The following is a 20,454-nucleotide window of genomic DNA, read 5'->3' as shown; positions in this document are numbered from 1 at the left end:
CTACGCCTACGCGGGCCCCTGCTCGGTCAGCACGGTGTCGACGATCCCGTAGTCGACCGCGGCCGCGCCGGGGAGCACCAGGGTGCGGTCGGTGTCCTGCCGCACCTGCTCGGGCGTACGCCCGGTGTGGCGCGCCAGCACCTCCTCGAGCTCCAGGCGCACCCGGGCGACCTCGTCCGCCTCGAGGATCAGGTCGGGGATCGTGCCCCGGCCCTGGGTCGCCGGCTGGTGAAGCACCACCCGGCCGTGCGGGAGGATCGCCCGCCGTCCCGGGGCCCCGCCGGCGAGCAGGACCGCCGCGGTCCACGCCGCCTGGCCCACGCAGACGGTCTCGACCGGTGGCTTCACGAACTGCATGGCATCGTAGATGGCCAGCATCGCCGAGATCGACCCGCCGGGTGAGTTGATGTAGAGGCTGATCGGCGGCTCGGGGCTCTCCGAGGACAGGTGGAGCAGCTGCGCGATGACCGCGTTGGCGACGCCGTCGTCGATCTCCGTGCCGAGGTAGACGATGCGCTCCGACAGGAGCCGGGAGTAGAGGTCGAGGGTGCGCTCGCCGCGCGGGGTCTGCTGGACGACGTAGGGGATCGTGTAGGTGCTCATCGGGCACCCGCCAGCCCGACCGGCCGCTGCCGGTCGGGCGTCACGTGGTCGAGGGAGCTGATCACCTGGTCGACGAAGCCGTACGCCAGCGCCGCCTCCGCGTCGAACCAGCGGTCGCGGCGCGAGTCCCGCTCCACGGTCTCGCGGCTCTGGCCTGTGTGCGCCGAGACCAGGCCGATGACCGTGTCGCGGGTCCGGCGCAGGTCGTCGGCCTGGATCTCGATGTCCACGGCCGTGCCGCCGATGCCGGCGGAGCCCTGGTGCAGCAGGACCCGCGCGTGCGGGAGGGCGTACCTCTTGCCGGGAGTGCCCGCGGACAGCAGGAACTGCCCGGCGCTGGCGGCCATCCCCATCGCGAGCGTGCTGACGTCGTTGGGGATCAGCGTCATCACGTCGTGGATGGCCAGCATCGAGGACACGGACCCGCCGGGCGAGTTGATCCAGAGACTGATGTCGGCGCGCGGGTCCTCGGCGGAGAGCAGCAGCAGCTGGTGCATGAGGCGGTTGCCGTTGTCTTCGCGGAGCTCCTCGCCGAGCACGATGATCCGCTGGTGCATGAGCCGCCGGACGAGCTCGTCGCCGATCCGGTCGGGGGTGGTGGTCGTGGTCATGTCGCCACCCTGACGCGGCGGAGACCGGGAGCACAGGGCGTTCTGCCGTCGGCGGATCTGCCCACGGCAGAGCGACCACTCGCGCTGTGGCTCGCCGATTCCGGTGCGGACGGCTCCCGTCCGTAGGATGGCGCGCAGCAGAGGGTTCAGCGCGTCTTGGAGGTGGGTTCGGCGCGTCGTTCCGACGCACCCGAAGGACCCTCGTGACACCTCTCGCCTCCTACCGGCACCTCGTGCAGCTCGCCGGCCCCACCTACGTGCTGGTCGCCTTCGTCGGCCGGCTCCCCCTGGCGATGAGCCAGCTCGGCACGCTCCTCCTCGTCTCCACGGCGACCGGCAGCTACGGCCTCGGGGGCCTGAGCGCCGGCGCCCTCGCGGTGGCCAACGCGGTCGGTGCGCCGGTCGCGGGCACGCTGGCCGACCGCGTGGGCCAGCGGCCCGTCGTGCTCGTCCAGTCGCTGCTCGGTGCGGCGGGCCTGGTCACGCTGGTGAGCGTCGTCGGTGCCGGCGCCCCTGCGGCCGCGGTGGTCGCTGCGGCGGCCGCGACCGGCCTCGTGCTGCCGCAGGTGGGGCCGCTCGCCCGGGTGCGCTGGCGTCCCCTGACCCGCGGCACCGGTGTGCACCAGCGTCGCCTGGTCGACGCCGCCTTCTCCTACGAGGGTGCCGCGGACGAGGCCTCCTTCGCCCTCGGCCCGGCCCTCGTCGGTCTCTCCGTCGCGCTCTACTCCCCCAGCGGTGCCCTGCTGCTGGCCGCGGCGCTGCTGGCCGTCTTCGGCTCGGCGTTCGCCCTCGACCCGTCGGCGCGCGTCGCCCACGCGCCTGACCTGGCGGCGGCGCCGGGGCGGCTCCTCAGTTCCGCCCTGCTCGTCCTGGTGGGTGCGCAGCTCTCGATCGGGATGCTCTTCGGCGCCACGCAGACCGGTGCCACGGTCCTCGCGACTGCGGCCGGGCAGCCCGGGGTGGCCGGCCTGGTCCACGCCACCCTCGGCGTCGGCAGCGCGGTCGCCGGGCTGGCGACGGCCTACCTGCCGGAGCGGATCGGCCACGAGCGGCGCGCGCTCGTCGCGGCGTACGCCCTGCTCGTCCTGGCGCTCCCGCTGCTGCTCGTGGACTCCCCCGCCACCGCCGCCCCGGTCGTGCTGGTCCTCGGCCTGGCGGTTGCGCCCTACATGATCGCGGTGTTCTCGCTCGCCGAGCGTGCCGTGCCCGTCGCCCGCGTCGGCGCGGCCATGACGGTCCTCGCCAGCGCGACCGGACTCGGCTACGCCGTGGGGTCCACCCTGGCGGGTCGGTTCGCGGACGCCTCCGGGGCGACGGCCGCCTTCGGGGTGACCGTCGGTGCGACGGTGCTCGCGGCCGTGCTCATGACGACCCAGCAGGGCCGGTTGCGGCGTGCCACCCGGCCGTCGGTCCCGGAGGTCGACGCCGCGCCTCCGCTCGTCGAGCACCACGCCTGAGGGCCGGCGCCACCCCCGTGGTCGGGCGTCGGCTCAGCCGGCGGGACCGGACGTGTCGGCGAAGGAGTGGTGCTCGTGCGCCACGACCCACCGCCCCGCGTCGCGACGCAGGCCGAGCGTGAGGCGCAGCCGCTGGTCGGGATCGGCGGCGAGCTCGTCGGGGCTGCCGCAGCGCAGCAGGGCGAACGCGTAGGCGACGTCGTCCCCGGCGACGACGTCGAGCTCGTCGATCTCGAAGACCGCCCCCGACCGCTGCCACTCGAAGAACGGCGGCCACGTCTCCCGGTAGGTCGACAGTCCCCGGACCCCGCGGTGCGGCGGCGGCACGTCGAACATCACGATGTCCTCCGCGTGGTCGGCGAGCACCGCGGCGAGGTCGCCGCCGTGCACCGCCGCGGCCCACCGGTGGACCAGGTCGCGGATCTCCTGCTCGGCGCCCATCCGTCCCTCCTGGGTCGTCGGTCCCACCCCGACGAGGGTGGGATGCCACCGGTGTGAGGCTAGCGTGCAACGGATGACGAAGCTCTCGATCATCTACTACTCCAGCTACGGCACCGCCCACGCGATGGCCTCGCGCCTCGCCTCGACCGCGGAGGCGCAGGGGGCGGACGTACGCCTGCGCCGCGCGAGGGAGACCGCTCCCGACGACGTCGTGCAGGGCGTCGAGGCCTGGGCGGCCCACCTCGAGGCGACCCGCGACGTCCCGGAGGCCCAGCCCGAGGACCTCGCGTGGGCCGACGCCGTGATCATGGGGTCCGGCACCCGCTACGGGCACGTCACCAGCCAGCTGCAGGCGTTCATCGACACCCTCGGCCCGCTCTGGGAGGAGGGCGCGCTGGCCGACAAGGTCTACTCCGCCTTCACCTCGTCCTCGACGCTGCACGGCGGGCAGGAGTCCACGATCCTCGCGATGCACACGACTTTCTGCCACCTCGGCGGGATCATCGTGCCGCCGGGCTACACCGACCAGACCAAGTTCGACGACGGCAACCCCTACGGCGTCGGGGTCGTGACCGAGCAGGGCGGGGTCGACGAGACCGCGGAGACCGCCCTGGACCACTTGGTCACGCGGGTGCTCGACGTGGCGGGACGCCTGGCTACGCGCTGAGCGTGCGGCGCGTCAGCGTCCGCAAGGTGAGCTGCAGCGCGTCGAACTCGTCCGCGTCGAGGCCGAGCAGGTCCTTCATGCCGCAGTGGATGCGGGCCGCGTGCTGCCGCAGCTCCTCCCCCTGCGGGGCGAGGGAGACCAGGACCTGGCGCTCGTCGCGGTCGTCGCGGCGCCGCGCGACGAGCCCCAGGACCTCCATCCGCTTGAGGAGCGGCGTCAGCGTGCCGTGGTCGAGGTGGAGCTCGTCCGCGATCTGGCGCACGGTGCAGCCGTCGTGCTCCCAGAGCACGATGAGGACGAGGTACTGCGGGTAGGTCAGCCCCAGCTCCTGCAGGGCGGGGCGGTAGGCGGCCGTCACCGCGCGCGACGCGGCGTAGAGGTCGAAGCAGAGCTGCTCGGACAAGGTCGGTGCCGACGGGTTCCCCATGCGACCAGTTTGCCCCACACCGGCTACATTGTGGGCTATTGGCTTGTGCACAAGACACTCGCCTCGTCCCAGGGAGCGCACGTGCCACCAACGAACGACGCCACGACCGCGAGGGCGGGTGAGCTCGAGTCGGCGCTCCTCGCCTGCGGCAGGGGTGAGACCGATGCCTTCGCCCGGGTCTACGACCTGACCTGCCACCGCGTATACGGCGCGGTGCTCCAGGCGTTCGGCCCGGGCCGTCCGGCGGAGGACGCGACGTGCGCGATCTACGCCGACCTGTGGCACCACGCGCCGCACTTCGACCCCGTCCGCTCGACCGGGCGGGCGTGGGTCTCGGCGTTCGCCCGGGCGAGCGTGCTGCGCGAGCGTCGTACGGCCGCCGGCGGCCCGGCCGCACCGGACGGGGGCGAGGTCGCATGAGCCTCACCGTCGCGCTCGTCGACCTCGAGGAGGTCATCGCCTTCGGCGTGGCCGCGCAGGTCGCCCGGCACGCACCCGACGTCAAGGTCGTCGGGCTGCGCCGCGGCGTGCCGGCCCGCGTGGACCTCGCGCTGCACGACCCGGTCACCCGGGAGGGCGAGCCCCACGCCGGGGCCGGACGCCTCGCCACCGACCCGCTCGTCGGTCGCGTGGTGGCGTTCTCGTGGGACGTCGACCGCATCCCGGTGACGACGTTGGCCGCACGCGGCTACGACGCCGCCCTGTCGGCCCGGCTGCCCGGCCAGCTGCTGGTGGCGTCGTTGCTGCAGGTCCACCACGGACGGCTGACCCTGCACGCCGCGCCGAGCGGGCGTCGAGGCGCGGACTGGCCGGGACGCGAGCAGGGCCTGACGGTACGCGAGTCGGACGTGCTGTCCCTGATCGCCGGCGGCCTCAGCAACCACGAGATCTCGGTCCAGCTCAACCTCTCGATCAACTCGGTGAAGTCCTACATCCGCTCCGCCTACCGCACGATCGACGTCGACAGCCGCACCAAGGCGGTCCTGTGGGGCATCACCCACGGGCTGCGCACGCCGGGAGCCCCCACGGAGCGCGCTCGGCGCTGACCCGATACGTTCGGCGACCATGTCGACGATCGCGACCACGGACAACGAGAAGGGCCTCGCTCGCCTGGCCCAGCGCAGCGCCGCATGGACCGAGAAGTGGTTCCCCGACGCCTACGTCTTCGCCCTCGCCGGGGTGGTGCTGGTGTCCGTGGCCGCGATGGTCAACGGGTCGAGCCCGGTCACGGTCGCCGAGACCTTCGGCGGCGGCTTCTGGGACCTGGCCACCTTCACCCTGCAGATGGCGATGGTGGTGCTCACCGGCTACGTCGTCGCGACGTCACCGCCGGTCGCGCGGATCATCGAGCGGATCGCGCTCTACCCGTCGACCCCGCGCGGCGCGGTCGCCTTCGTGGCGCTGCTGTCGTGCCTCGTGTCGATGGTCAACTGGGGCCTGAGCCTGGTCTTCAGCGGCCTGCTCGCCCGTGCCATCGCGCGGCGCGGCGACCTCCGCGCCGACTACCGCGCCCTGGGCGCGGCGGCCTACCTCGGTCTCGGCGCGGTCTGGGCGCTCGGCCTCTCCTCGTCGGCGGCGCAGCTCCAGGCGACCCCCGCCTCGCTGCCGCCGGAGCTCCTCGAGATCACCGGCGTCCTCGACTTCGGCGCGACGATCCTCACCTGGCAGTCGCTGGTCATGGCCGCGGTGCTGATCGCCCTGTCGGTGGCCGTGGCGTGGGCGTCGGCCCCGCAGGGCAAGGCGGTGCGCACCGCGGAGGACATGGGCGTCGACCTGTCCGACGCCGTCGAGCCCATGGCCGAGCGCAGCCGCCCGGGTGAGTGGCTGGAGTACTCCCGCGTGCTGCCGGTCCTCGTCGGCCTGCTCACGCTCGGCTGGCTCGTGCAGCAGCTCGCGACGCTGCCCTTCCTCTCCGTGATCAGCAGCCTCAACGGCTACCTCATGGTGTTCCTCATCCTCGGCCTGGTCCTGCACGGCACGCCGCGTGGCTTCCTCAACGCCGTCACGAAGGCCGTGCCCACCACGGCCGGCGTGCTCGTGCAGTTCCCGCTGTACGCCGCGATGGCCGCCGTCCTCACGCGTGCCGAGGGCCGCGGGGGCGTCACCGTCTCCGAGCACCTCGCCGACCTCTTCACCAGCATCGGGGGCGGCGGCGCGTTCGCGGTCGTCATCGCGATCTACACCGCGCTCCTCGGCCTGCTCGTCCCCTCCGGTGGCGGCAAGTGGCTCGTCGAGGCGCCCTACGTCATGCAGTCGGCGACCGACGTCGGGATGAACCTCGGCTGGACGGTGCAGATCTACAACGCCGCCGAGGCGCTGCCCAACCTCGTCAACCCGTTCTTCATGCTGCCGCTGCTCGCCGTCCTCGGCGTCCGGGCCCGCGACCTCGTTGGGTTCACCTTCCTGCAGTTCCTCTTCCACCTGCCCGTCGTGCTGCTCCTGCTGTGGCTGCTCGGGATGACCTTCGAGTTCGTCCCACCCGTGATGCCCTGACCCGGACTAGCGTGGCGACGTGGACGAGGCGCAGCTGAAGCGGGCCGTCGACGCGGCGATGCTGCCGATCGTGGCGTCGCTCGCCCCCGCGGGCGTCCTCGGCGCGCACTGGCTCCCGGACCGCAGCGGCGACCCGGTCGTGTGGCTGTGCGTCGGCAACGAGGCGCAGCGCGTCGCGGTGCAGTCCTACAGCTGGGTGCTGCCGCAGGTGCAGGTGACGCTCACGAGGCTGGGGCTGGCTCCCGAGAAGGTGATGGCCCTCCGGCTGGAGGTCACCTCGGCCGAGGCCGAGGACCGCCTGTTCGACGAGTGAGGCCCGCCGCCGCGCCCGCCCCGCCCGTATCGTCGGAGGTGTGACACCCCCGGCCCCGACGCTCGCGCTCGACCACCGCTACGCCCGCGACCTCCCCGAGCTCGCCCTGCCGTGGCAGGCGGCGGACGTGCCGGAGCCGCGGCTGCTGGTCCTCGACGAGGCGCTCGCGGTCGACCTCGGTCTCGACCCCGCGTGGCTGCGCACCCCCGAGGGCACCGGGCTGCTCACGGGCACCCGCCTCCCCGACGACGCGACCCCGGTCGCCCAGGCGTACGCCGGGCACCAGTTCGGCGGCTACTCCCCTCGCCTGGGCGACGGGCGTGCACTGCTGCTCGGCGAGCTCGTCGACCGCGACGGCGGCGCGCGCGACCTCCACCTCAAGGGATCGGGACGCACGCCCTTCTCCCGCGGCGGCGACGGGCTCGCAGCGGTCGGCCCGATGCTGCGCGAGCACGTGGTCAGCCACGCGATGCACGCGCTGGGCATCCCCACGACGCGGTCCCTCGCCGTCGTCGCCACCGGACGCCCGGTGCAGCGCGAGAGCGTCCTGCCCGGCGCGGTCCTCGCGCGGGTCGCGAGCAGCCACCTGCGCGTCGGCACCTTCCAGTACGCCCGCGCGACCGAAGACACGGACCTGCTGCGCCGCCTCGCCGACCACGCGATCTCCCGGCACCACCCGGCCGCTGCCGAGGCGGACCAGCCCTACGTCGCGCTCTTCGAGGCGGTGCTGGGCGCACAGGCGTCGCTCGTCGCGTCGTGGATGCTGGTGGGCTTCGTGCACGGCGTCATGAACACCGACAACACCACGATCAGCGGCGAGACCATCGACTACGGGCCCTGCGCCTTTCTGGACGCCTTCGACCCGGCCGCCGTCTACAGCTCGATCGACGCCGGCGGGCGCTACTCCTACGGCAACCAGCCGCTGGTCGCCGAGTGGAACCTCGCCCGCTTCGCCGAGTCGCTCCTCCCCCTGCTGGCCGAGGAGCAGGACGACGCGGTCGAGGTCGCCACGGCCGCGCTGGGCGGCTTCCGCACCGCCTACTCCGCCGCGTGGTCGCGTGGGATGCGCGCCAAGCTCGGACTGCCCGACGGCCTCGAGGAGGCCGTGGCCTCCCCCCTCGTCACCGACCTCGTCTCGCTGCTGCAGGCCGGTCACCCCGACCACACCGGCTTCTTCCGCAGCCTCGCCGCGGCGGCCCGCGGGGACGTCGAGCCCGCCCGCAGCCAGCTCCTCGACCTCGCCGGCTTCGACGCGTGGAGCGAGCGCTGGCTCGCGGTGGGTCCCGATCCCGACGCGATGGACCGCGTCAACCCGGCGTACGTCCCGCGCAACCACCTCGTCGAGGAGGCCCTCGACGCGGCGACGGCGGGCGACCTCGGTCCCGTCGAGCAGCTGCTGGACGTGCTGGAGCGGCCCTACGACGTACGCCCCGGCCTCGAGCGCTACGCAGAGCCGGCACCCGACTCGTTCGGCGCCTACACCACCTACTGCGGCACCTGAGCCGGGCTCCCGACCGCACCCCGACCCCTGTGACGTCGCGCTCATCCCCGTCGCCGCAGGCATAGTCCTCGACCCGGTGCCGTTGTGCCGGGTGCAAGCACCCCCGACGGAAGGTCCCCCATGCGCGCACTCGTCCAGCAGAAGTTCGGCAACCCGGCCGAGGAGCTCTCGGTCGTCGAGGTCGACGACCCGCAGCCCGGTCCCGGCGAGGCGCTCGTGCGGGTGCTGCTCTCGCCCATCCACAACCACGACCTGTGGACCGTCCGCGGCAGCTACGGCTTCAAGCCCGAGATGCCGGCGCGCGCGGGCACCGAGCTCGTCGGCGTCGTCGAGGCCCTCGGCGAGGGTGTCGAGAACCTCACCGTCGGCCAGCGGGTCGCCTCCGGCGGCACCTTCGGCGCCTGGGCCGAGCGCGTCGTCGCGCCCGCCCGCGGGCTGGTCCCCGTCCCCAAGGGCATCGACGACGAGGCGGCGAGCCAGCTGGTGTCCATGCCCTTCAGCGCCATCGCGCTGCTGGACTCGCTGGACCTGGCCCCGGGCGACTGGTTCGTCCAGAACGCCGCCAACGGTGCGGTCGGACGCCTCGTCGCCCAGTTGGCCGAGGCGCGCGGCGTCAGGGTCCTGGGCCTCGTCCGGCGCGCCGAGGGTGTCGAGGAGCTGCGCGAGCAGGGCATCGACAACGTCGTCGCGACCGATGACGACGGCTGGCGTGAGCGCGTGCGGGAGATCGTCGGCGACGGCCCCGTCGTGGCCGGTGTCGACTCCGTGGGCGGCGCCGCCGCCGGCGACGTCGTGTCCCTGCTGGACGAGGGCGGCGTGCTCGTCGTCTTCGGCGCGATGGCCTCCCCGACCCTCGAGATCTCCTCGGGCGACGTGATCTTCAAGCAGGTCGTGGTGAAGGGCTTCTGGGGCAGCAAGGTCTTCCCCGCGATGGACGCCGACAAGCGCGCGTCCCTCATGGGCGAGCTCGTCACCGGCATCGCGTCCGGGACGTTGACGCTGCCGGTCGAGAAGGTCTACTCCCTGGAGGAGATCGCCGACGCCGCCCGCGCCAACGAGGCCCCCGGGCGTCGCGGCAAGGTGCTGCTGCGCCCCTGACCCGCGGTCGCCCGACCGGACCGCGTCAGGCGCGTCGGATCCTGATCGGCCCCTTGGCGGTCGACGGGTCGACGACGTGCCCGGCCTGGGTGATCTCCACCTCGCCCCGCTCGACCAGCCGGCGTGCGGCCCGTCGGGCGGGCTCCATGAGGTCGCGCCAGCCCTCGTCGTCGCTGCCACCGCCCGTGCCGGCAGCGACGGCGCGGGCGGCCTCGGACGGGCAGATCGTGGCCGACGCGGCGCGCTGGTCGAGCAGGTCGAGGATCGTCGACTCCAGGCGCCGGTCGACGTCGCTCACCCCGCGCTTGCGGCAGGCGGCCGAGCAGTAGCGCACCTGGTCCCAGTCGCGTTCCCACTTCTTGCGCCACTCGATGGTGCGTCCGCACGACTGGCAGGTCTTCGGCTCCGGTGGCATGGCTCCATCGTGCACCTCGGGCGGTGGCGGGACCGCCCGTTGGGAGGTCCCGGCACGGCGAGCCGACCCCCTAGCGTCCGGATGGGCCACGGCAGGAGGGGACCAGTGACGGGTGACGACGGACGCGACGGCGGAGCAGGCCCCGTGGTGGTCGGGCACCCTGACGACGACGAGCGTGCCCACCTCGCAGCGCTGCACGCCGCGGCACGACGAGCGGCCGGTGACGTGCGCGTCGCCGTCGGGCTCGCGGGCGACCTCGGCCGCCGGTTGCCCGCACCCGGCGAGGGCCGGACGGCACACCTCTGGTCGGCCCTCGCCACCCTGGGCGCGGCGGACCTCACCGTGGCGCGCGTCGTCGAGCCCCACCTCGACGCCCTCGCGATCCTGCGCCAGGCCGCAGAAGATGCCGGCGACGGGACCTGGGGCGTGTACGCCGCCGAGGGTCCCGGTGAGCCGCTGCGGGCGCGACCCGACGGCGCGGGCCACCTGCTCGACGGGCGCAAGCACTGGTGCTCGGTCGCCGCGGACCTCGACCAGGCGCTCGTCAGCGCGTGGGTCGGCACCGAGCGCCGGCTGTTCGCCGTCGACCTGCGCCAGGACGGCGTGGCACCCGTGCCCGGCACCTGGGTGGCGCGGGGCCTCGCCGCCGTCGACTCCGGACCGGTGGACTTCATGGCGGCCCGGGCGCGTGCGGTCGGCTCCGCCGGGTGGTACCTCGAGCGGCCCGGCTTCGCGTGGGGCGCGATCGGTGTCGCGGCCGTCTGGTTCGGCGGTGCCGTCGGCATCGCCCGGCGCCTGCTGGCCGCCTCGCGCAGCCGTACGCCCGACCAGGTCGCCGAGATGCACCTCGGGGCCGTCGACGCCCGCCTCCACGCGGCGGGGTGCGTGCTGGCGCAGGCGGCGGCCGACCTGGACGCCGGCGCGCTGGCGGGTGCCGCCGGCTGGCGCAGCGCGCTGCGCGCCCGCGAGGTGGTCGCCGGGGCCGCGGAGGACGTGCTCCGCCGGACCGGCCACGGGCTGGGCCCGAGTCCGCTCGCCACCGACGAGGACCACGCCCGCCGGGTCGCGGACCTCGACCTCTACCTCCGCCAGTGGCACGCCGAGCGTGACGCGGCGGCGCTCGGTCGCGAGGTGCTGCGCGACGGGACGCCCGCCTGGTGACGCGAGCCCTGTTCCACCACGACCGCCCCGGCACGAGCGCCGCGGCCTGGGACGCGGCGGTCGCCTCCCTGCCGGGCCTCGCGCTGCCCGACGCCCCGGGCCGGTTGGTCGTCGTGGCCGCCCACCCGGACGACGAGACCCTCGGCGCCGGTGGCCTCGTGCGCACGGCGTACGCCGCGGGCTGGCGCGTCGAGGTCGTCTCGGCCACCCACGGCGAGCGTTCCCACCCCGGCTCGCCCACGCACACCCCCGACCGGCTCGCAGCCGTCCGGGCGGTCGAGCTGCACCGGGCTGTCGACCTGCTCGCACCCGGCGCCCCGGCCACGGTGCTCGGCCTGCCCGACGGGGCGGTGGCCGAGCACGAGGACGAGCTGGTCGCTGCGCTCGTCGAGGTCGTGGGGACCCACGGTGACGACGTCGTGCTCGTCGCGCCCTGGCGCGGTGACGGCCACCCCGACCACGAGGCCGCGGGCCGGGCGGCGGCGGTCGCCGCCAGCCGCACCGACGCCCGGCTCTGGGAGTACCCGGTCTGGTGGTGGCACTGGGGCGACCCGTCCGCGCTCCCGTCCGCGGGCACGCTCCGGCTCGACCTCGGGCCGGACGCCGTCGCGGCCAAGTCCGCGGCCGTCCAGGCCCACGGCAGCCAGGTCCGCCCGCTCTCGGACGCGCCCGGCGACGAGGTGCTCCTCGGCCCTGGGCTGCTCGCCCACTTCGCGCGGCACGCCGAGGTGTGGTTCACCGGCGACGCAGCGCCGGATGCAGCGCCGGACGCAGCGCCGGACGATGCCCTCGACCGCGTCCACCGGGAGCGCGCCGACCCGTGGGACGTCGACTCCTGGTACGAGCGGCGCAAGCGGGCGGTGACCCTGGCCGCCCTGCCCGGCGAGCACTACCGCTCCGGGCTCGAGGTCGGCTGCTCGGTGGGCGCCCTCGCCGTCGACCTCGCGGGACGGTGCGACCGCCTGCTGGCGGTCGACGCCAGCCCCGCCGCCGTCGAGGCGGCCCGGTCGCGCGCGGCCGGGACGGGTGGCAGCGCGCTCACCGTCCGGCTGGCGCAGGTGCCGGACGAGTGGCCGGACGGTCAGTTCGACCTGGTGTGCGTCTCCGAGGTCGGCTACTTCCTCAGCCCGCGGCGGCTCGACGCGGTCGTCGAGCGGTGTGCGGCGTCGCTCACCGCACGCGGCCACCTCGTCCTGTGCCACTGGCGGCACCAGCCCGTCGGCTGGCCGTTGGCCGGCCCCGCGGTGCACGACGCCTTCCTGGCGGCCGGCTTCCCCGTGCTCGTCGAGCACCAGGAGCCCGACTTCCTCCTCCACGTGCTCGGGCGGCCGGGGTGACCGCGGCGCACGACAGGACCGGGGCCGTCGCCGTCGTCGTGCCGGCCCGCGACGAGGAGGAGCTCCTGCCGCGCTGCCTCGACGCGCTGGACGTGGCGCTGGCGGGGCTGCGGGAGACCCGCCCGGACGTGGTGGCGCGGGTGTTCGTCGTGCTCGACGCCTGCACCGACGGCTCGCCCGCCGTCGTCCGCGCCCGGCCGGGAGTCACCGCGCTGACGACCTCCGACGGATGCGTCGGCACCGCCCGCGCCGCCGGTGTGGAGGCCGCAGCGGCCTGGCACGCCGGGTGCGCCCGGGCCGCCGCGGGCGGCGACGGGCCCTGGGTGGCCTGCACCGACGCCGACAGCGCCGTCCCGCCGGACTGGCTCACGACGCAGCTGGACTGGGCGGACGAGGGTGTCCGCATGGTCGTCGGCACCGTCGTCCCGCGTCCCGGCGACCTCTCCGCGCGGGCCCTGGCCGGCTGGCACGCCCGGCACAGCTCCGCGGACGGCCACGAGCACGTCCACGGCGCCAACCTCGGCCTCACCCTGGGCGCCTACCGGCGTGCCGGAGGGTTCCCCCCGCTCGCGCTGCACGAGGACGTCGTCCTGGTCCAGGCCGTGCGGGACGCGGGCGAGCGCTGGGTCGCCACGGGCGCGATCCCGGTCGAGACGTCGGGCCGCCGCGCCGGCCGCGCGGTCGGCGGCTTCGCGGCGTACGTGGAGGAGCTGGGCGCCTGACGCACCCGGGGCCGGCCTCAGTCGACCCGCATCTCCCCCAGCTCGTTCCAGCCGTCCTGGTCGACCTCGGTGCTGACGATGTCGGGCGTCCGGACGAGGTACTGCGGGAGCTCGGCCTGCGCGGCCCGGAAGTGGTCGCTGCCCACGTGCGCACCGCCCGCGTCGCCGTCGCGGAACGCCTCGACGAGGACGTACGTGTCCGGGTCGTCGAGGCTGCGCGACCACTCGAACCACAGGCACCCCTCCTCGGCACGTGTCGCCTCGGTGAAGGCACGGGAGAGGTCGGGCCACGCGTCCGCGTGCTCGGGCTTGATCGTGAACTTGGCGGTGATGAAGATCAACGTCTCTCCTCAGGTCGCTGGGACCCGGCTGGGGTCCGGCCGGATCCTCCCGACCCTACGAGCCTCGCCTAGGCTGTCGGCGATCGCCATGACACCCGACTCCCGGTCCCGCCGCCTCCTGCTGGTCGTCGACGCACCGTCGCTGCTGCACCGCAACCACCACGCGCGCGCACACACCGGTCTGCGGGACCGTCAGGCTCGGCCGATCTGGGCGCTGCACGGCATGCTGCGCCAGATCCTCGAGTCGATCGACTCCTTCGCACCCGACGCGGTGCTGTTCGGGCTCGACGACCGGACGGGGTCGGTGCGGCGCGACGCCTATCCCGACTACAAGGCCGGCCGGGCACAGAAGGACCCCGAGCTCGTCGACCAGCTGGAGCGCGCGGGCGCCCTGCTCGACGCGCTGGGCCTGGCCACGGTCACCCCGCCCGGCCTCGAGGCCGACGACATCAACGCGTCCGGCGCCCGGTGGGCCGAGGCGCACGGCTGGGACTGCGTGATCATCACCTCCGACCGCGACGCCTTCGCACACATCAGCCAGCACACGCAGGTGCTGCGCCTCATCGACGGCGGCATCCACGGGTCACCGATGCTCAACCCGGCGAGGCTGTTCAACATGTACGGTGTCCGCCCGGCCAACTACCTCGCGTTCGCCGCCCTGCGCGGCGACACGAGCGACAACCTCCCCGGCGTCCAGGGCATCGGCGAGAAGACCGCGGCGATCCTCCTCGACGTGGCCGGGTCGATGGACGCCGCGTGGGCCGACGTCGACCACCAGGGGGGCCGCAACCTCCTCGCCGCGCTGGACGACTGGTCGGCGGAGACCGGGGGACGTCGGGTCGGCGGCACGGTCGTACGCCGGTTGCTGGCGCCGGGCGCGCGGGAGCGCTACGACTTCAACGTGCAGATGATGTCGGGGCGCGACGACCTGGACCTCGGCCTGACCCCGGACGTCCCGGGGTCCCGGGGGCTCCTCCCCCTCGACCTCGACCGGGTGACGAAGGTCGTCGGCTTCCTCGACAACGACTTCACCACCGACTTCGCGGTGCGGGTGCTGACGAGCAGGCCGGCGTCAGGCTGAGTGCCTCCTCGCGAGCCGCGCCCGCAGCCGGGTCACCTCGTCCTCCAGCTCGAGGACCCGAGCGACGCCGGCGAGGTTGAGGCCCTCGGCGAGCAGCGTGCGGATGCGGCCCAGCCGCTCCACGTCGTCGGGGCTGTAGAGGCGGGTGCCGCCCGCGGTGCGGTCGGGCGTCAGCAGCCCGCGCCGCTCGTACACGCGCAGGTTCTGGACCTCCATCGAGACCATCGCGGCGGCCACGGAGATGGCGTAGACCCCGGTGTCGTTCGCTGCCACGGACCCTCCTCGAGAAGCATGTACTGGTGGCTTGATCTTGCCTCACGGATCGACTATAAGAAACCTGTAACCATCAATACAGGTCGTGGACCGAGCGGTCCACCCGACAGATCCAGGAGGAGACATGCTGCTTCGAACCACCGACCCGTTCCGTGACCTCGACCGCCTGACCCAGCAGCTCCTGGGCACGACCAACCGGCCCGCCGTGATGCCGATGGACGCGTGGCGCGAGGGCGACCGGTTCGTCATCGAGTTCGACCTGCCGGGGGTCTCCCGCGACAGCATCGACCTCGACGTCGAGCGCAACGTACTGACCGTCCGCGCCGAGCGTGTCGCTCGCAACGGTGACTGGGAGGCCCTCGCCTCCGAGCGTCCGCGGGGAGCGTTCAGCCGCCAGCTCGTGCTGGGCGACAACCTCGACCTCGACCGGATCGAGGCGTCGTACGACGACGGGGTGCTGCGGCTGGTCGTCCCGGTCGCCGAGAAGGCCAAGCCGCGCAAGATCGAGATCTCCGGGTCCGACCGCAGCGGGGAGCACGCCGAGCTCACGGCCTGACCCGGCCCGACCCCGGCCCGATCCCGGGCCCACCGCGGGGCCGCAGCCCTTGCGCAGCGTGCTGCGGCCCCGCGGCCGTCCGGCTGGCCGATCAGCTGCTGCCGGACACCACGATCGGGACGATGACCGCGGTCATCATGGCCGTGTTCATCGCGGACACCGCCTTGCCGACGGCGTCAGCCGCGGCGATGTGGACGGAGACCTCCTCGATGCGGCGCTTGAGCTCCTTCTTTCCCAGGCCGCCGCGCTCCTCCTCGAGCACCTTCGGGGCGACCTCGAGCCCCTGCAGGATGGCCAGCAGCGCGGCGTCGCCCGGAGCTGCGGTGCCGCCCGCCAGGACGGTGCGGAGCCGCTCGCGCACCCGGCGCTCCGGCTCGCCGTGGACCACGGGGTAGCGCTCGGGCACCAGGCCCAGGGCCCGCTTCTCCTCGATGCGGATCACGCCTGCTGCAGCCAGCGCCGCGGCGAGCTCCTTCTCCCGCGCGACCTTGCCGTCGGTGACCAGCGACGACAGCTTCTTGCCGTCCCGGTCCTGCAGCCGCCGCATGGCGGCGTCGAGGGCCGGGTGCGCCAGCGGCCCTGGGGCCAGGACGGTCATCCGCGGGTCCTTGTCGTCGCTGAGCGTGATGCGCTCGGCGACCACGAGGTCGGTGATCAGCGCGGCGGCGAACCCGTAGCCCCGGTAGGCCATCGAGTTCTCCGGCTTGCCGTCGTCACGTCGCAGGAGGAGGAACAGCTCTTCGGCGATCAACATGACGTCAGGCTAGGTCGTCCTCCCGCAGTGCCGGATCCGTCTCCTGGCGGAGATCCAGCCGCAGGATCCGGGCCGTGAGGTCCACCGCGGGACCGAGGAGGACGATCACGGCGAGGGTGCCCACGCCCACGGTCGCGCCCAGGAGCCAGCCGGCGAGCGCTCCCCCGCCCTGCACGACGCTGTAGCTCCACCGGAACGGGACGGGCGGGTCCCACGCGAGTGCGGCGGCCTCGGCCGGACCGGCCCCCGTGTGGCTGCCGAGGTAGAGCGCGATGCCGACCGCGAGCACGGGGAAGGCGGCGAGGAGGAGCGCGACCCGCCACCCGGTCGCACCCGGCGTCGGGAGCAGGGCGAGCACGACGGACACGGTCACCCCCACCAGCACGACCTGCACCACCGTGCCCACCCCCGGGCGTACACCCCGCAGCGCGGCCAGGACGACCAGCACCACGCCGACGACCAGGTTGACCACCCAGAACGCCACACCGGTGGCGAGGGTGAGCCCGTTGACGAACGTCGAGTAGCCGTCCGAGCCGAGGTCCGCCGCGAGGAGGAGCGCCACACCCGTCCCGAGGACGACACAGCCGAGGAGGAGCATCGCCGTACGGCGCGGGCCGGGGATCACGGGCGCCAGCATCGCAGGTCAAGGCCGCTCCGCCCGTCGTCGTAGGTTGGTCCATCCGCTCATCGGACTCTCGGAAGGCTCCCCACGCATGACTCCTCGACCCCGCACCGCCCTCGCGGCGCTCGCCACCCTCGCCCTCACCGGCCTGGCCGCCCCTGCGCTCGTCGCCCCCGCTGCCGCCGGAGGGCACGGACCGGGAGGCCCCGGTGGCCACGGCCACCACCACCACCACGACGTCCGGTTCGCGACGTTCAACGCCTCGCTCAACCGCGCGGCGGCCGGCGACCTCGTCCGTGACCTGTCCGCGCCCGGCAACGCGCAGGCGTCCGCGGTGGCGGAGACCATCCAGCGCATGGACCCCGACGTCGTGCTGGTCAACGAGTTCGACCACGTCGAGGGCGGCGTGGCCGCCGAGCTGTTCCGCGACAACTACCTCGCCGTCGGCCAGAACGGCGCCGCCCCGGTCGACTACCCCTACTACTACGTCGCGCCGGTCAACACCGGCGTGCCGAGCGGCTTCGACCTCGACAACGACGGCGCGGTCGGCGGCGGCGACGACGCGTTCGGCTTCGGGTCGTTCCCCGGTCAGTACGGCATGGTCGTCTACTCCAAGCACCCGATCCTGACCGACCAGGTGCGCACCTTCCAGCGCTTCCTCTGGAAGGACATGCCCGGCGCCGTCCTGCCCGACGACCCGGCGACCCCCGCGCCCGGCGACTGGTACTCGCCCGAGGAGCTCGACGTGCTACGGCTGTCCTCGAAGTCGCACTGGGACGTCCCGATCGCGCTTCCGGGCCGCAAGCCCGTGCACTTCCTCGTCTCGCACCCGACGCCGCCCACCTTCGACGGTCCCGAGGACCGCAACGGCGCCCGCAACCACGACGAGATCCGCTTCTGGGCCGACTACGTCGCGGGCGGACGGAAGGCGGCGTACATCCACGACGACGACGGCGGGGACGGCGGCCTGGGCCGCGGTCAGGACTTCGTGATCGCCGGCGACCAGAACGCCGACCCGTTCGACGGCGACTCCTACGACGACGCGGTCCTGCAGCTGCTCGACCACCCGAGGATCGAGGACCCGCACCCCGCGTCGGCGGGCGCGGTCGAGGCGGCCGGGCGCGACGGCGGGGCCAACCTGACGCACCGGGGCCCGGCCGCCGAGGACACCGCGGACTTCACCGACACCGCCCCGGGCAACCTGCGTGCCGACTACGTCCTGCCCGGCCGTCGGCTGCGCGTGACGGGCGCGGGCGTCTACTGGCTCGGGTCGACCGACCCGCTGTTCCCCCGGCTGATCGGCACCTACCCGTTCCCGACGAGCGACCACCGCCTGGTCTGGCTCGACGTCCGCGGCGCTCGGGCACACGGGCGCTGATCCGACAGCGCCTTCGCCGAGGGGCCGGACGACGTTCACCTGACGTCCACCTGCCGGCCCCTCGGGGGGCGACCCGGGACAGCAGGGTCGTGCCGTCCGCACGTCCCCCGACCTCGGAGTCGTCCCCCCATGCCAGCTCGCCCCGCCCCGTCCGGATCCGCCCCCACCCGCCCACTCCTGCCGATGGCCGGCCAGACCCACGGCAACCGCAGCGCGGTCACCTGCCACCTCCGGTGCGGCGACGCTTGCTTCCAGGCCGTCCCCAACCCCACGCAGAACACCAGCGAGACGTCGTACTTCCGCGACGTCGCGACGAAGGTCCTGAGCCGGCGCTCGGTCGTCGGCACCGGCGTCGCCGCGGCGGCGCTGACCGCCGTCCCGGCTCTGCCCGCAGCGGCGAAGCCCGGCACGGGCGGCCCCAAGCCCGGGGGCGGCCACGGCCACCGCCACCCGCTGCCGTTCACTGCGATCGCTCCCGCCGCGACCACGGTCGACGACGTCACCGTGCCGGTCGGCTACCGCTGGGACCCGATCCTGCGGTGGGGCGACCCGATCCTGCGCGGCGCGCCCGCCTTCGACGGCGCCCGCCAGACGCCCGAGGCGCAGGCCGGCCAGTTCGGCTACAACAACGACTACCTCGACATCATCGAGACCAGCCGGAACGGGACCCGGGCCCTGCTCGTGTGCAACCACGAGTACACCAACGAGGGCATCATGTTCCCTCCCGGGACCGACCCGGCCACGGTGATCCGGACCGCGTGGGCGGCACACGGCATGTCCGTGGTCGAGCTGCGGCGTCGCAGGCGCGGCGAGCGGTGGACGTACGTCCCGGGCGCGCCGCTGAACCGCCGGATCACCCTCGACACTCCGTTCGCCGTCGACGGCCCGGCCGCCGGCTCGGACCTGCTGAAGACCGCGGCGGACGCCACCGGGCGCACCGTGCGCGGCACGATGAACAACTGCGCCGGCGGCACCACGCCGTGGGGCACCGTCCTGTCCGGGGAGGAGAACTTCAACCAGTACTTCCGGGCCACCGGCACCGACCCCAGGGAGTCCCGCTACGGCCTCTCGCCGACCCAGGACTCCCGCAACTGGCGTTCGGTCGACCCGCGGTGGGACGCCACCACGGCCGACTTCCGCAACGAGCCGAACCGCTTCGGCTGGATCGTCGAGGTGGACCCCACCGACCCGACGTCCACCCCGGTGAAGCACACGGCGATGGGACGCTTCAAGCACGAGGGCGCCAACGTCATCGTCAACCGCGACGGCCGGGTCGTGGCCTACATGGGCGACGACGAGCGCTTCGACTACCTCTACCGCTTCGTCTCGCGCGATCGCATGCAGCCCGGCAACAGCCCCCGCGCCCGACGTCACAACCTCACGCTGCTCAGCGAGGGCGACCTGTCGGTCGCACGCTTCACCGGTGACGGCCTCGAGGACGGCGTCAGCGACGGCACGGGCGAGTGGATCCCGCTCACGCGAGGCGGCCGGTCGATGGTGCCCGGCTTCACCGTCGAGGAGGTGCTGGTCTACACCCGCCTCGCGGCCGACGTCGTCCAGCCCACCAAGATGGACCGCCCCGAGGACGTGGAGCCGAGCCTGCGCAGCGGACGCGTCTACGTGGCGTGCACCAACAACACCGACCGCGGCAAGGTCGGCAAGGAGGGCCCGACCGAGCCCAACCCGCGCGCGGCCAACAAGGACGGTCACGTCGTCGAGCTGGTTCCCGGTCACGGCGACCACACGACGGACGCGTTCACCTGGAACCTCTTCCTCATCTGCGGCGACGCCGCCTCCGCCGGCACCTACTTCGGGGGCTGGACCGGACCCGTGTCGCCCATCTCCTGTCCCGACAACGTCGCCTTCGACAGCGAGGGCAACCTCTGGGTGTCGACGGACGGCCAGCCGAGCGCGATCAGGGTGAGCGACGGGCTGTTCAAGGTGCCGGTCGAGGGGCCCGAGCGTGGACGCGTCCAGCAGTTCCTCGCCGTGCCCTCCGGTGCCGAGACCTGCGGCCCGGTCATCCACGACCGGGACGGATCGGTGTTCGTCGCGGTGCAGCACCCCGGTGAGGACGGCTCGTGGGCGGCCCCGCAGTCACGCTTCCCCGACTACGTGCCCGCCGGTGGTACGCCCGGCGCGGGCCAGTTCGCCGGCCCCCGGCCGACGGTCGTCCAGGTGACGCGCACGCGCTGATCCCTAC

The 20,454-nt window shown here is 74.0% G+C and carries 24 protein-coding genes; 15 read left to right on the top strand and 9 right to left on the bottom strand.

All coding sequences use genetic code 11. The features are described 5' to 3' along the window. Positions 1-6: 6 nt before the first annotated feature. The gene (locus F4692_RS18590; protein WP_179621235.1) at positions 7-603 is read right to left on the bottom strand and encodes a ClpP family protease; all 597 of its coding nucleotides are present in this window, start codon (positions 601-603) and stop codon (positions 7-9) included. Further along, positions 600-1,214 carry a ClpP family protease gene (locus tag F4692_RS18585; protein ID WP_179621234.1) on the bottom strand — a complete coding sequence of 205 codons (615 nt, stop codon included), beginning with the start codon at positions 1,212-1,214 and terminating at the stop codon, positions 600-602. The genes F4692_RS18590 and F4692_RS18585 overlap by 4 nt, the downstream gene beginning before the upstream one ends. Before the next feature lie 203 nt (positions 1,215-1,417). On the opposite strand from F4692_RS18585, the gene F4692_RS18580 reads away from it, so the two are divergent. Continuing rightward, the gene (locus F4692_RS18580; protein WP_179621233.1) at positions 1,418-2,671 is read left to right on the top strand and encodes an MFS transporter; all 1,254 of its coding nucleotides are present in this window, start codon (positions 1,418-1,420) and stop codon (positions 2,669-2,671) included. A 33-nt stretch (positions 2,672-2,704) separates the two neighbouring features. Here F4692_RS18580 and F4692_RS18575 read toward each other — a convergent pair whose 3' ends face one another. Then, positions 2,705-3,139 carry a YybH family protein gene (locus F4692_RS18575; protein ID WP_308645376.1) on the bottom strand — a complete coding sequence of 145 codons (435 nt, stop codon included), beginning with the start codon at positions 3,137-3,139 and terminating at the stop codon, positions 2,705-2,707. 46 nt (positions 3,140-3,185) lie between these two features. On the opposite strand from F4692_RS18575, the gene wrbA reads away from it, so the two are divergent. Then, the gene (wrbA, locus tag F4692_RS18570; protein WP_179621232.1) at positions 3,186-3,779 is read left to right on the top strand and encodes an NAD(P)H:quinone oxidoreductase; all 594 of its coding nucleotides are present in this window, start codon (positions 3,186-3,188) and stop codon (positions 3,777-3,779) included. Here wrbA and F4692_RS21650 read toward each other — a convergent pair. Further along, positions 3,769-4,206, bottom strand: a complete 438-nt coding sequence (locus F4692_RS21650) for a MarR family winged helix-turn-helix transcriptional regulator (RefSeq protein ID WP_179621231.1) — start codon at positions 4,204-4,206, stop codon at positions 3,769-3,771. The genes wrbA and F4692_RS21650 overlap by 11 nt on opposite strands. 81 nt (positions 4,207-4,287) lie before the next feature. Between F4692_RS21650 and F4692_RS18560 the strand changes: the two genes are divergently transcribed. From F4692_RS18560 to F4692_RS18535, 6 genes are all read left to right on the top strand, one after another. Beyond that, positions 4,288-4,626, top strand: a complete 339-nt coding sequence (locus tag F4692_RS18560; RefSeq protein WP_179621230.1) for a sigma-70 family RNA polymerase sigma factor — start codon at positions 4,288-4,290, stop codon at positions 4,624-4,626. Continuing rightward, positions 4,623-5,252, top strand: a complete 630-nt coding sequence (locus F4692_RS18555) for a helix-turn-helix transcriptional regulator (protein ID WP_179621229.1) — start codon at positions 4,623-4,625, stop codon at positions 5,250-5,252. The genes F4692_RS18560 and F4692_RS18555 overlap by 4 nt, the downstream gene beginning before the upstream one ends. 19 nt (positions 5,253-5,271) lie before the next feature. After that, positions 5,272-6,699, top strand: a complete 1,428-nt coding sequence (locus tag F4692_RS18550) for a short-chain fatty acid transporter (protein ID WP_179621228.1) — start codon at positions 5,272-5,274, stop codon at positions 6,697-6,699. 19 nt (positions 6,700-6,718) lie between these two features. Beyond that, entirely contained in the window at positions 6,719-7,012 is a 294-nt protein-coding gene (locus F4692_RS18545) for a hypothetical protein (RefSeq protein ID WP_179621227.1), read from the top strand. Between the two features lie 40 nt (positions 7,013-7,052). Then, complete coding sequence (locus tag F4692_RS18540) at positions 7,053-8,513, top strand: protein adenylyltransferase SelO (RefSeq protein ID WP_179621226.1); 1,461 nt, start codon at positions 7,053-7,055, stop codon at positions 8,511-8,513. A gap of 120 nt (positions 8,514-8,633) precedes the next feature. Continuing rightward, entirely contained in the window at positions 8,634-9,611 is a 978-nt protein-coding gene (locus tag F4692_RS18535; protein ID WP_179621225.1) for a zinc-binding dehydrogenase, read from the top strand. Positions 9,612-9,636: 25 nt separating this feature from the next. Here the strand turns inward: F4692_RS18535 and F4692_RS18530 are convergent, their stop codons facing one another. Further along, positions 9,637-10,026 (bottom strand): DUF2256 and DUF3253 domain-containing protein, encoded by a 390-nt coding sequence (locus F4692_RS18530; RefSeq protein ID WP_179621224.1) that lies wholly within the window; start codon positions 10,024-10,026, stop codon positions 9,637-9,639. Between the two features lie 105 nt (positions 10,027-10,131). Here F4692_RS18530 and F4692_RS18525 point away from each other — a divergent pair, with 105 nt between their 5' ends. The 3 genes from F4692_RS18525 to F4692_RS18515 are packed head-to-tail and all read left to right on the top strand — an operon-like array spanning position 10,132 to position 13,246. Next, positions 10,132-11,187 (top strand): acyl-CoA dehydrogenase, encoded by a 1,056-nt coding sequence (locus tag F4692_RS18525; RefSeq protein WP_179621223.1) that lies wholly within the window; start codon positions 10,132-10,134, stop codon positions 11,185-11,187. Then, positions 11,184-12,524: a bifunctional PIG-L family deacetylase/class I SAM-dependent methyltransferase gene (locus F4692_RS18520; RefSeq protein WP_179621222.1), complete on the top strand. Its 1,341-nt coding sequence runs from the start codon at positions 11,184-11,186 to the stop codon at positions 12,522-12,524. Before F4692_RS18525 ends, F4692_RS18520 begins: the two co-directional genes overlap by 4 nt. Continuing rightward, entirely contained in the window at positions 12,521-13,246 is a 726-nt protein-coding gene (locus F4692_RS18515) for a glycosyltransferase family 2 protein (protein ID WP_179621221.1), read from the top strand. The genes F4692_RS18520 and F4692_RS18515 overlap by 4 nt, the downstream gene beginning before the upstream one ends. Positions 13,247-13,263: 17 nt before the next feature. Here F4692_RS18515 and F4692_RS18510 read toward each other — a convergent pair whose 3' ends face one another. Beyond that, a complete protein-coding gene (locus F4692_RS18510; RefSeq protein WP_179621220.1) occupies positions 13,264-13,587 on the bottom strand; it encodes a putative quinol monooxygenase in 324 nt (107 codons plus the stop codon). An 88-nt stretch (positions 13,588-13,675) separates the two neighbouring features. Between F4692_RS18510 and F4692_RS18505 the strand changes: the two genes are divergently transcribed. After that, positions 13,676-14,668, top strand: coding sequence for a 5'-3' exonuclease (locus F4692_RS18505; RefSeq protein ID WP_179621219.1), 993 nt, complete (start codon positions 13,676-13,678; stop codon positions 14,666-14,668). Here F4692_RS18505 and F4692_RS18500 read toward each other — a convergent pair. Further along, positions 14,660-14,941, bottom strand: coding sequence for a MerR family transcriptional regulator (locus F4692_RS18500; RefSeq protein WP_179621218.1), 282 nt, complete (start codon positions 14,939-14,941; stop codon positions 14,660-14,662). The genes F4692_RS18505 and F4692_RS18500 overlap by 9 nt on opposite strands. A gap of 124 nt (positions 14,942-15,065) precedes the next feature. Between F4692_RS18500 and F4692_RS18495 the strand changes: the two genes are divergently transcribed. Continuing rightward, entirely contained in the window at positions 15,066-15,497 is a 432-nt protein-coding gene (locus F4692_RS18495) for an Hsp20/alpha crystallin family protein (RefSeq protein ID WP_179621217.1), read from the top strand. Between the two features lie 91 nt (positions 15,498-15,588). Here F4692_RS18495 and F4692_RS18490 read toward each other — a convergent pair whose 3' ends face one another. Together F4692_RS18490 and F4692_RS18485 are read right to left on the bottom strand one after the other, a co-directional pair. After that, entirely contained in the window at positions 15,589-16,251 is a 663-nt protein-coding gene (locus F4692_RS18490) for a GOLPH3/VPS74 family protein (RefSeq protein WP_179621216.1), read from the bottom strand. Positions 16,252-16,255: 4 nt separating this feature from the next. Then, positions 16,256-16,876: a DUF6198 family protein gene (locus F4692_RS18485; RefSeq protein ID WP_179621215.1), complete on the bottom strand. Its 621-nt coding sequence runs from the start codon at positions 16,874-16,876 to the stop codon at positions 16,256-16,258. An 88-nt stretch (positions 16,877-16,964) separates the two neighbouring features. Here F4692_RS18485 and F4692_RS18480 point away from each other — a divergent pair, with 88 nt between their 5' ends. Continuing rightward, positions 16,965-18,251, top strand: a complete 1,287-nt coding sequence (locus tag F4692_RS18480; protein ID WP_179621214.1) for an endonuclease/exonuclease/phosphatase family protein — start codon at positions 16,965-16,967, stop codon at positions 18,249-18,251. A 183-nt stretch (positions 18,252-18,434) separates the two neighbouring features. Continuing rightward, complete coding sequence (locus F4692_RS18475; protein ID WP_257030048.1) at positions 18,435-20,447, top strand: PhoX family protein; 2,013 nt, start codon at positions 18,435-18,437, stop codon at positions 20,445-20,447. Positions 20,448-20,454 lie beyond the last annotated feature (7 nt).

The organism is Nocardioides cavernae (assembly GCF_013410035.1).
GTDB lineage: Bacteria > Actinomycetota > Actinomycetes > Propionibacteriales > Nocardioidaceae > Nocardioides > Nocardioides cavernae_A.
The sequence above is the reverse complement of the archived record's forward strand: the minus strand, read 5'-3'. Positions and strand labels throughout refer to the sequence as shown.

What these genes read in the sequence shown, in the direction of transcription:
- F4692_RS18590 (WP_179621235.1), bottom strand. Translation starts at nt 603, where the DNA reads ATGAGCACCTACACGATCCCCTACGTCGTCCAGCAGACCCCGCGCGGC.
- F4692_RS18585 (WP_179621234.1), bottom strand. Translation starts at nt 1,214, where the DNA reads ATGACCACGACCACCACCCCCGACCGGATCGGCGACGAGCTCGTCCGG.
- wrbA (WP_179621232.1), top strand. Translation starts at nt 3,186, where the DNA reads ATGACGAAGCTCTCGATCATCTACTACTCCAGCTACGGCACCGCCCAC.
- F4692_RS21650 (WP_179621231.1), bottom strand. Translation starts at nt 4,206, where the DNA reads ATGGGGAACCCGTCGGCACCGACCTTGTCCGAGCAGCTCTGCTTCGAC.
- F4692_RS18555 (WP_179621229.1), top strand. Translation starts at nt 4,623, where the DNA reads ATGAGCCTCACCGTCGCGCTCGTCGACCTCGAGGAGGTCATCGCCTTC.
- F4692_RS18550 (WP_179621228.1), top strand. Translation starts at nt 5,272, where the DNA reads ATGTCGACGATCGCGACCACGGACAACGAGAAGGGCCTCGCTCGCCTG.
- F4692_RS18535 (WP_179621225.1), top strand. Translation starts at nt 8,634, where the DNA reads ATGCGCGCACTCGTCCAGCAGAAGTTCGGCAACCCGGCCGAGGAGCTC.
- F4692_RS18530 (WP_179621224.1), bottom strand. Translation starts at nt 10,026, where the DNA reads ATGCCACCGGAGCCGAAGACCTGCCAGTCGTGCGGACGCACCATCGAG.
- F4692_RS18505 (WP_179621219.1), top strand. Translation starts at nt 13,676, where the DNA reads ATGACACCCGACTCCCGGTCCCGCCGCCTCCTGCTGGTCGTCGACGCA.
- F4692_RS18495 (WP_179621217.1), top strand. Translation starts at nt 15,066, where the DNA reads ATGCTGCTTCGAACCACCGACCCGTTCCGTGACCTCGACCGCCTGACC.
- F4692_RS18490 (WP_179621216.1), bottom strand. Translation starts at nt 16,251, where the DNA reads ATGTTGATCGCCGAAGAGCTGTTCCTCCTCCTGCGACGTGACGACGGC.
- F4692_RS18480 (WP_179621214.1), top strand. Translation starts at nt 16,965, where the DNA reads ATGACTCCTCGACCCCGCACCGCCCTCGCGGCGCTCGCCACCCTCGCC.
- F4692_RS18475 (WP_257030048.1), top strand. Translation starts at nt 18,435, where the DNA reads ATGGCCGGCCAGACCCACGGCAACCGCAGCGCGGTCACCTGCCACCTC.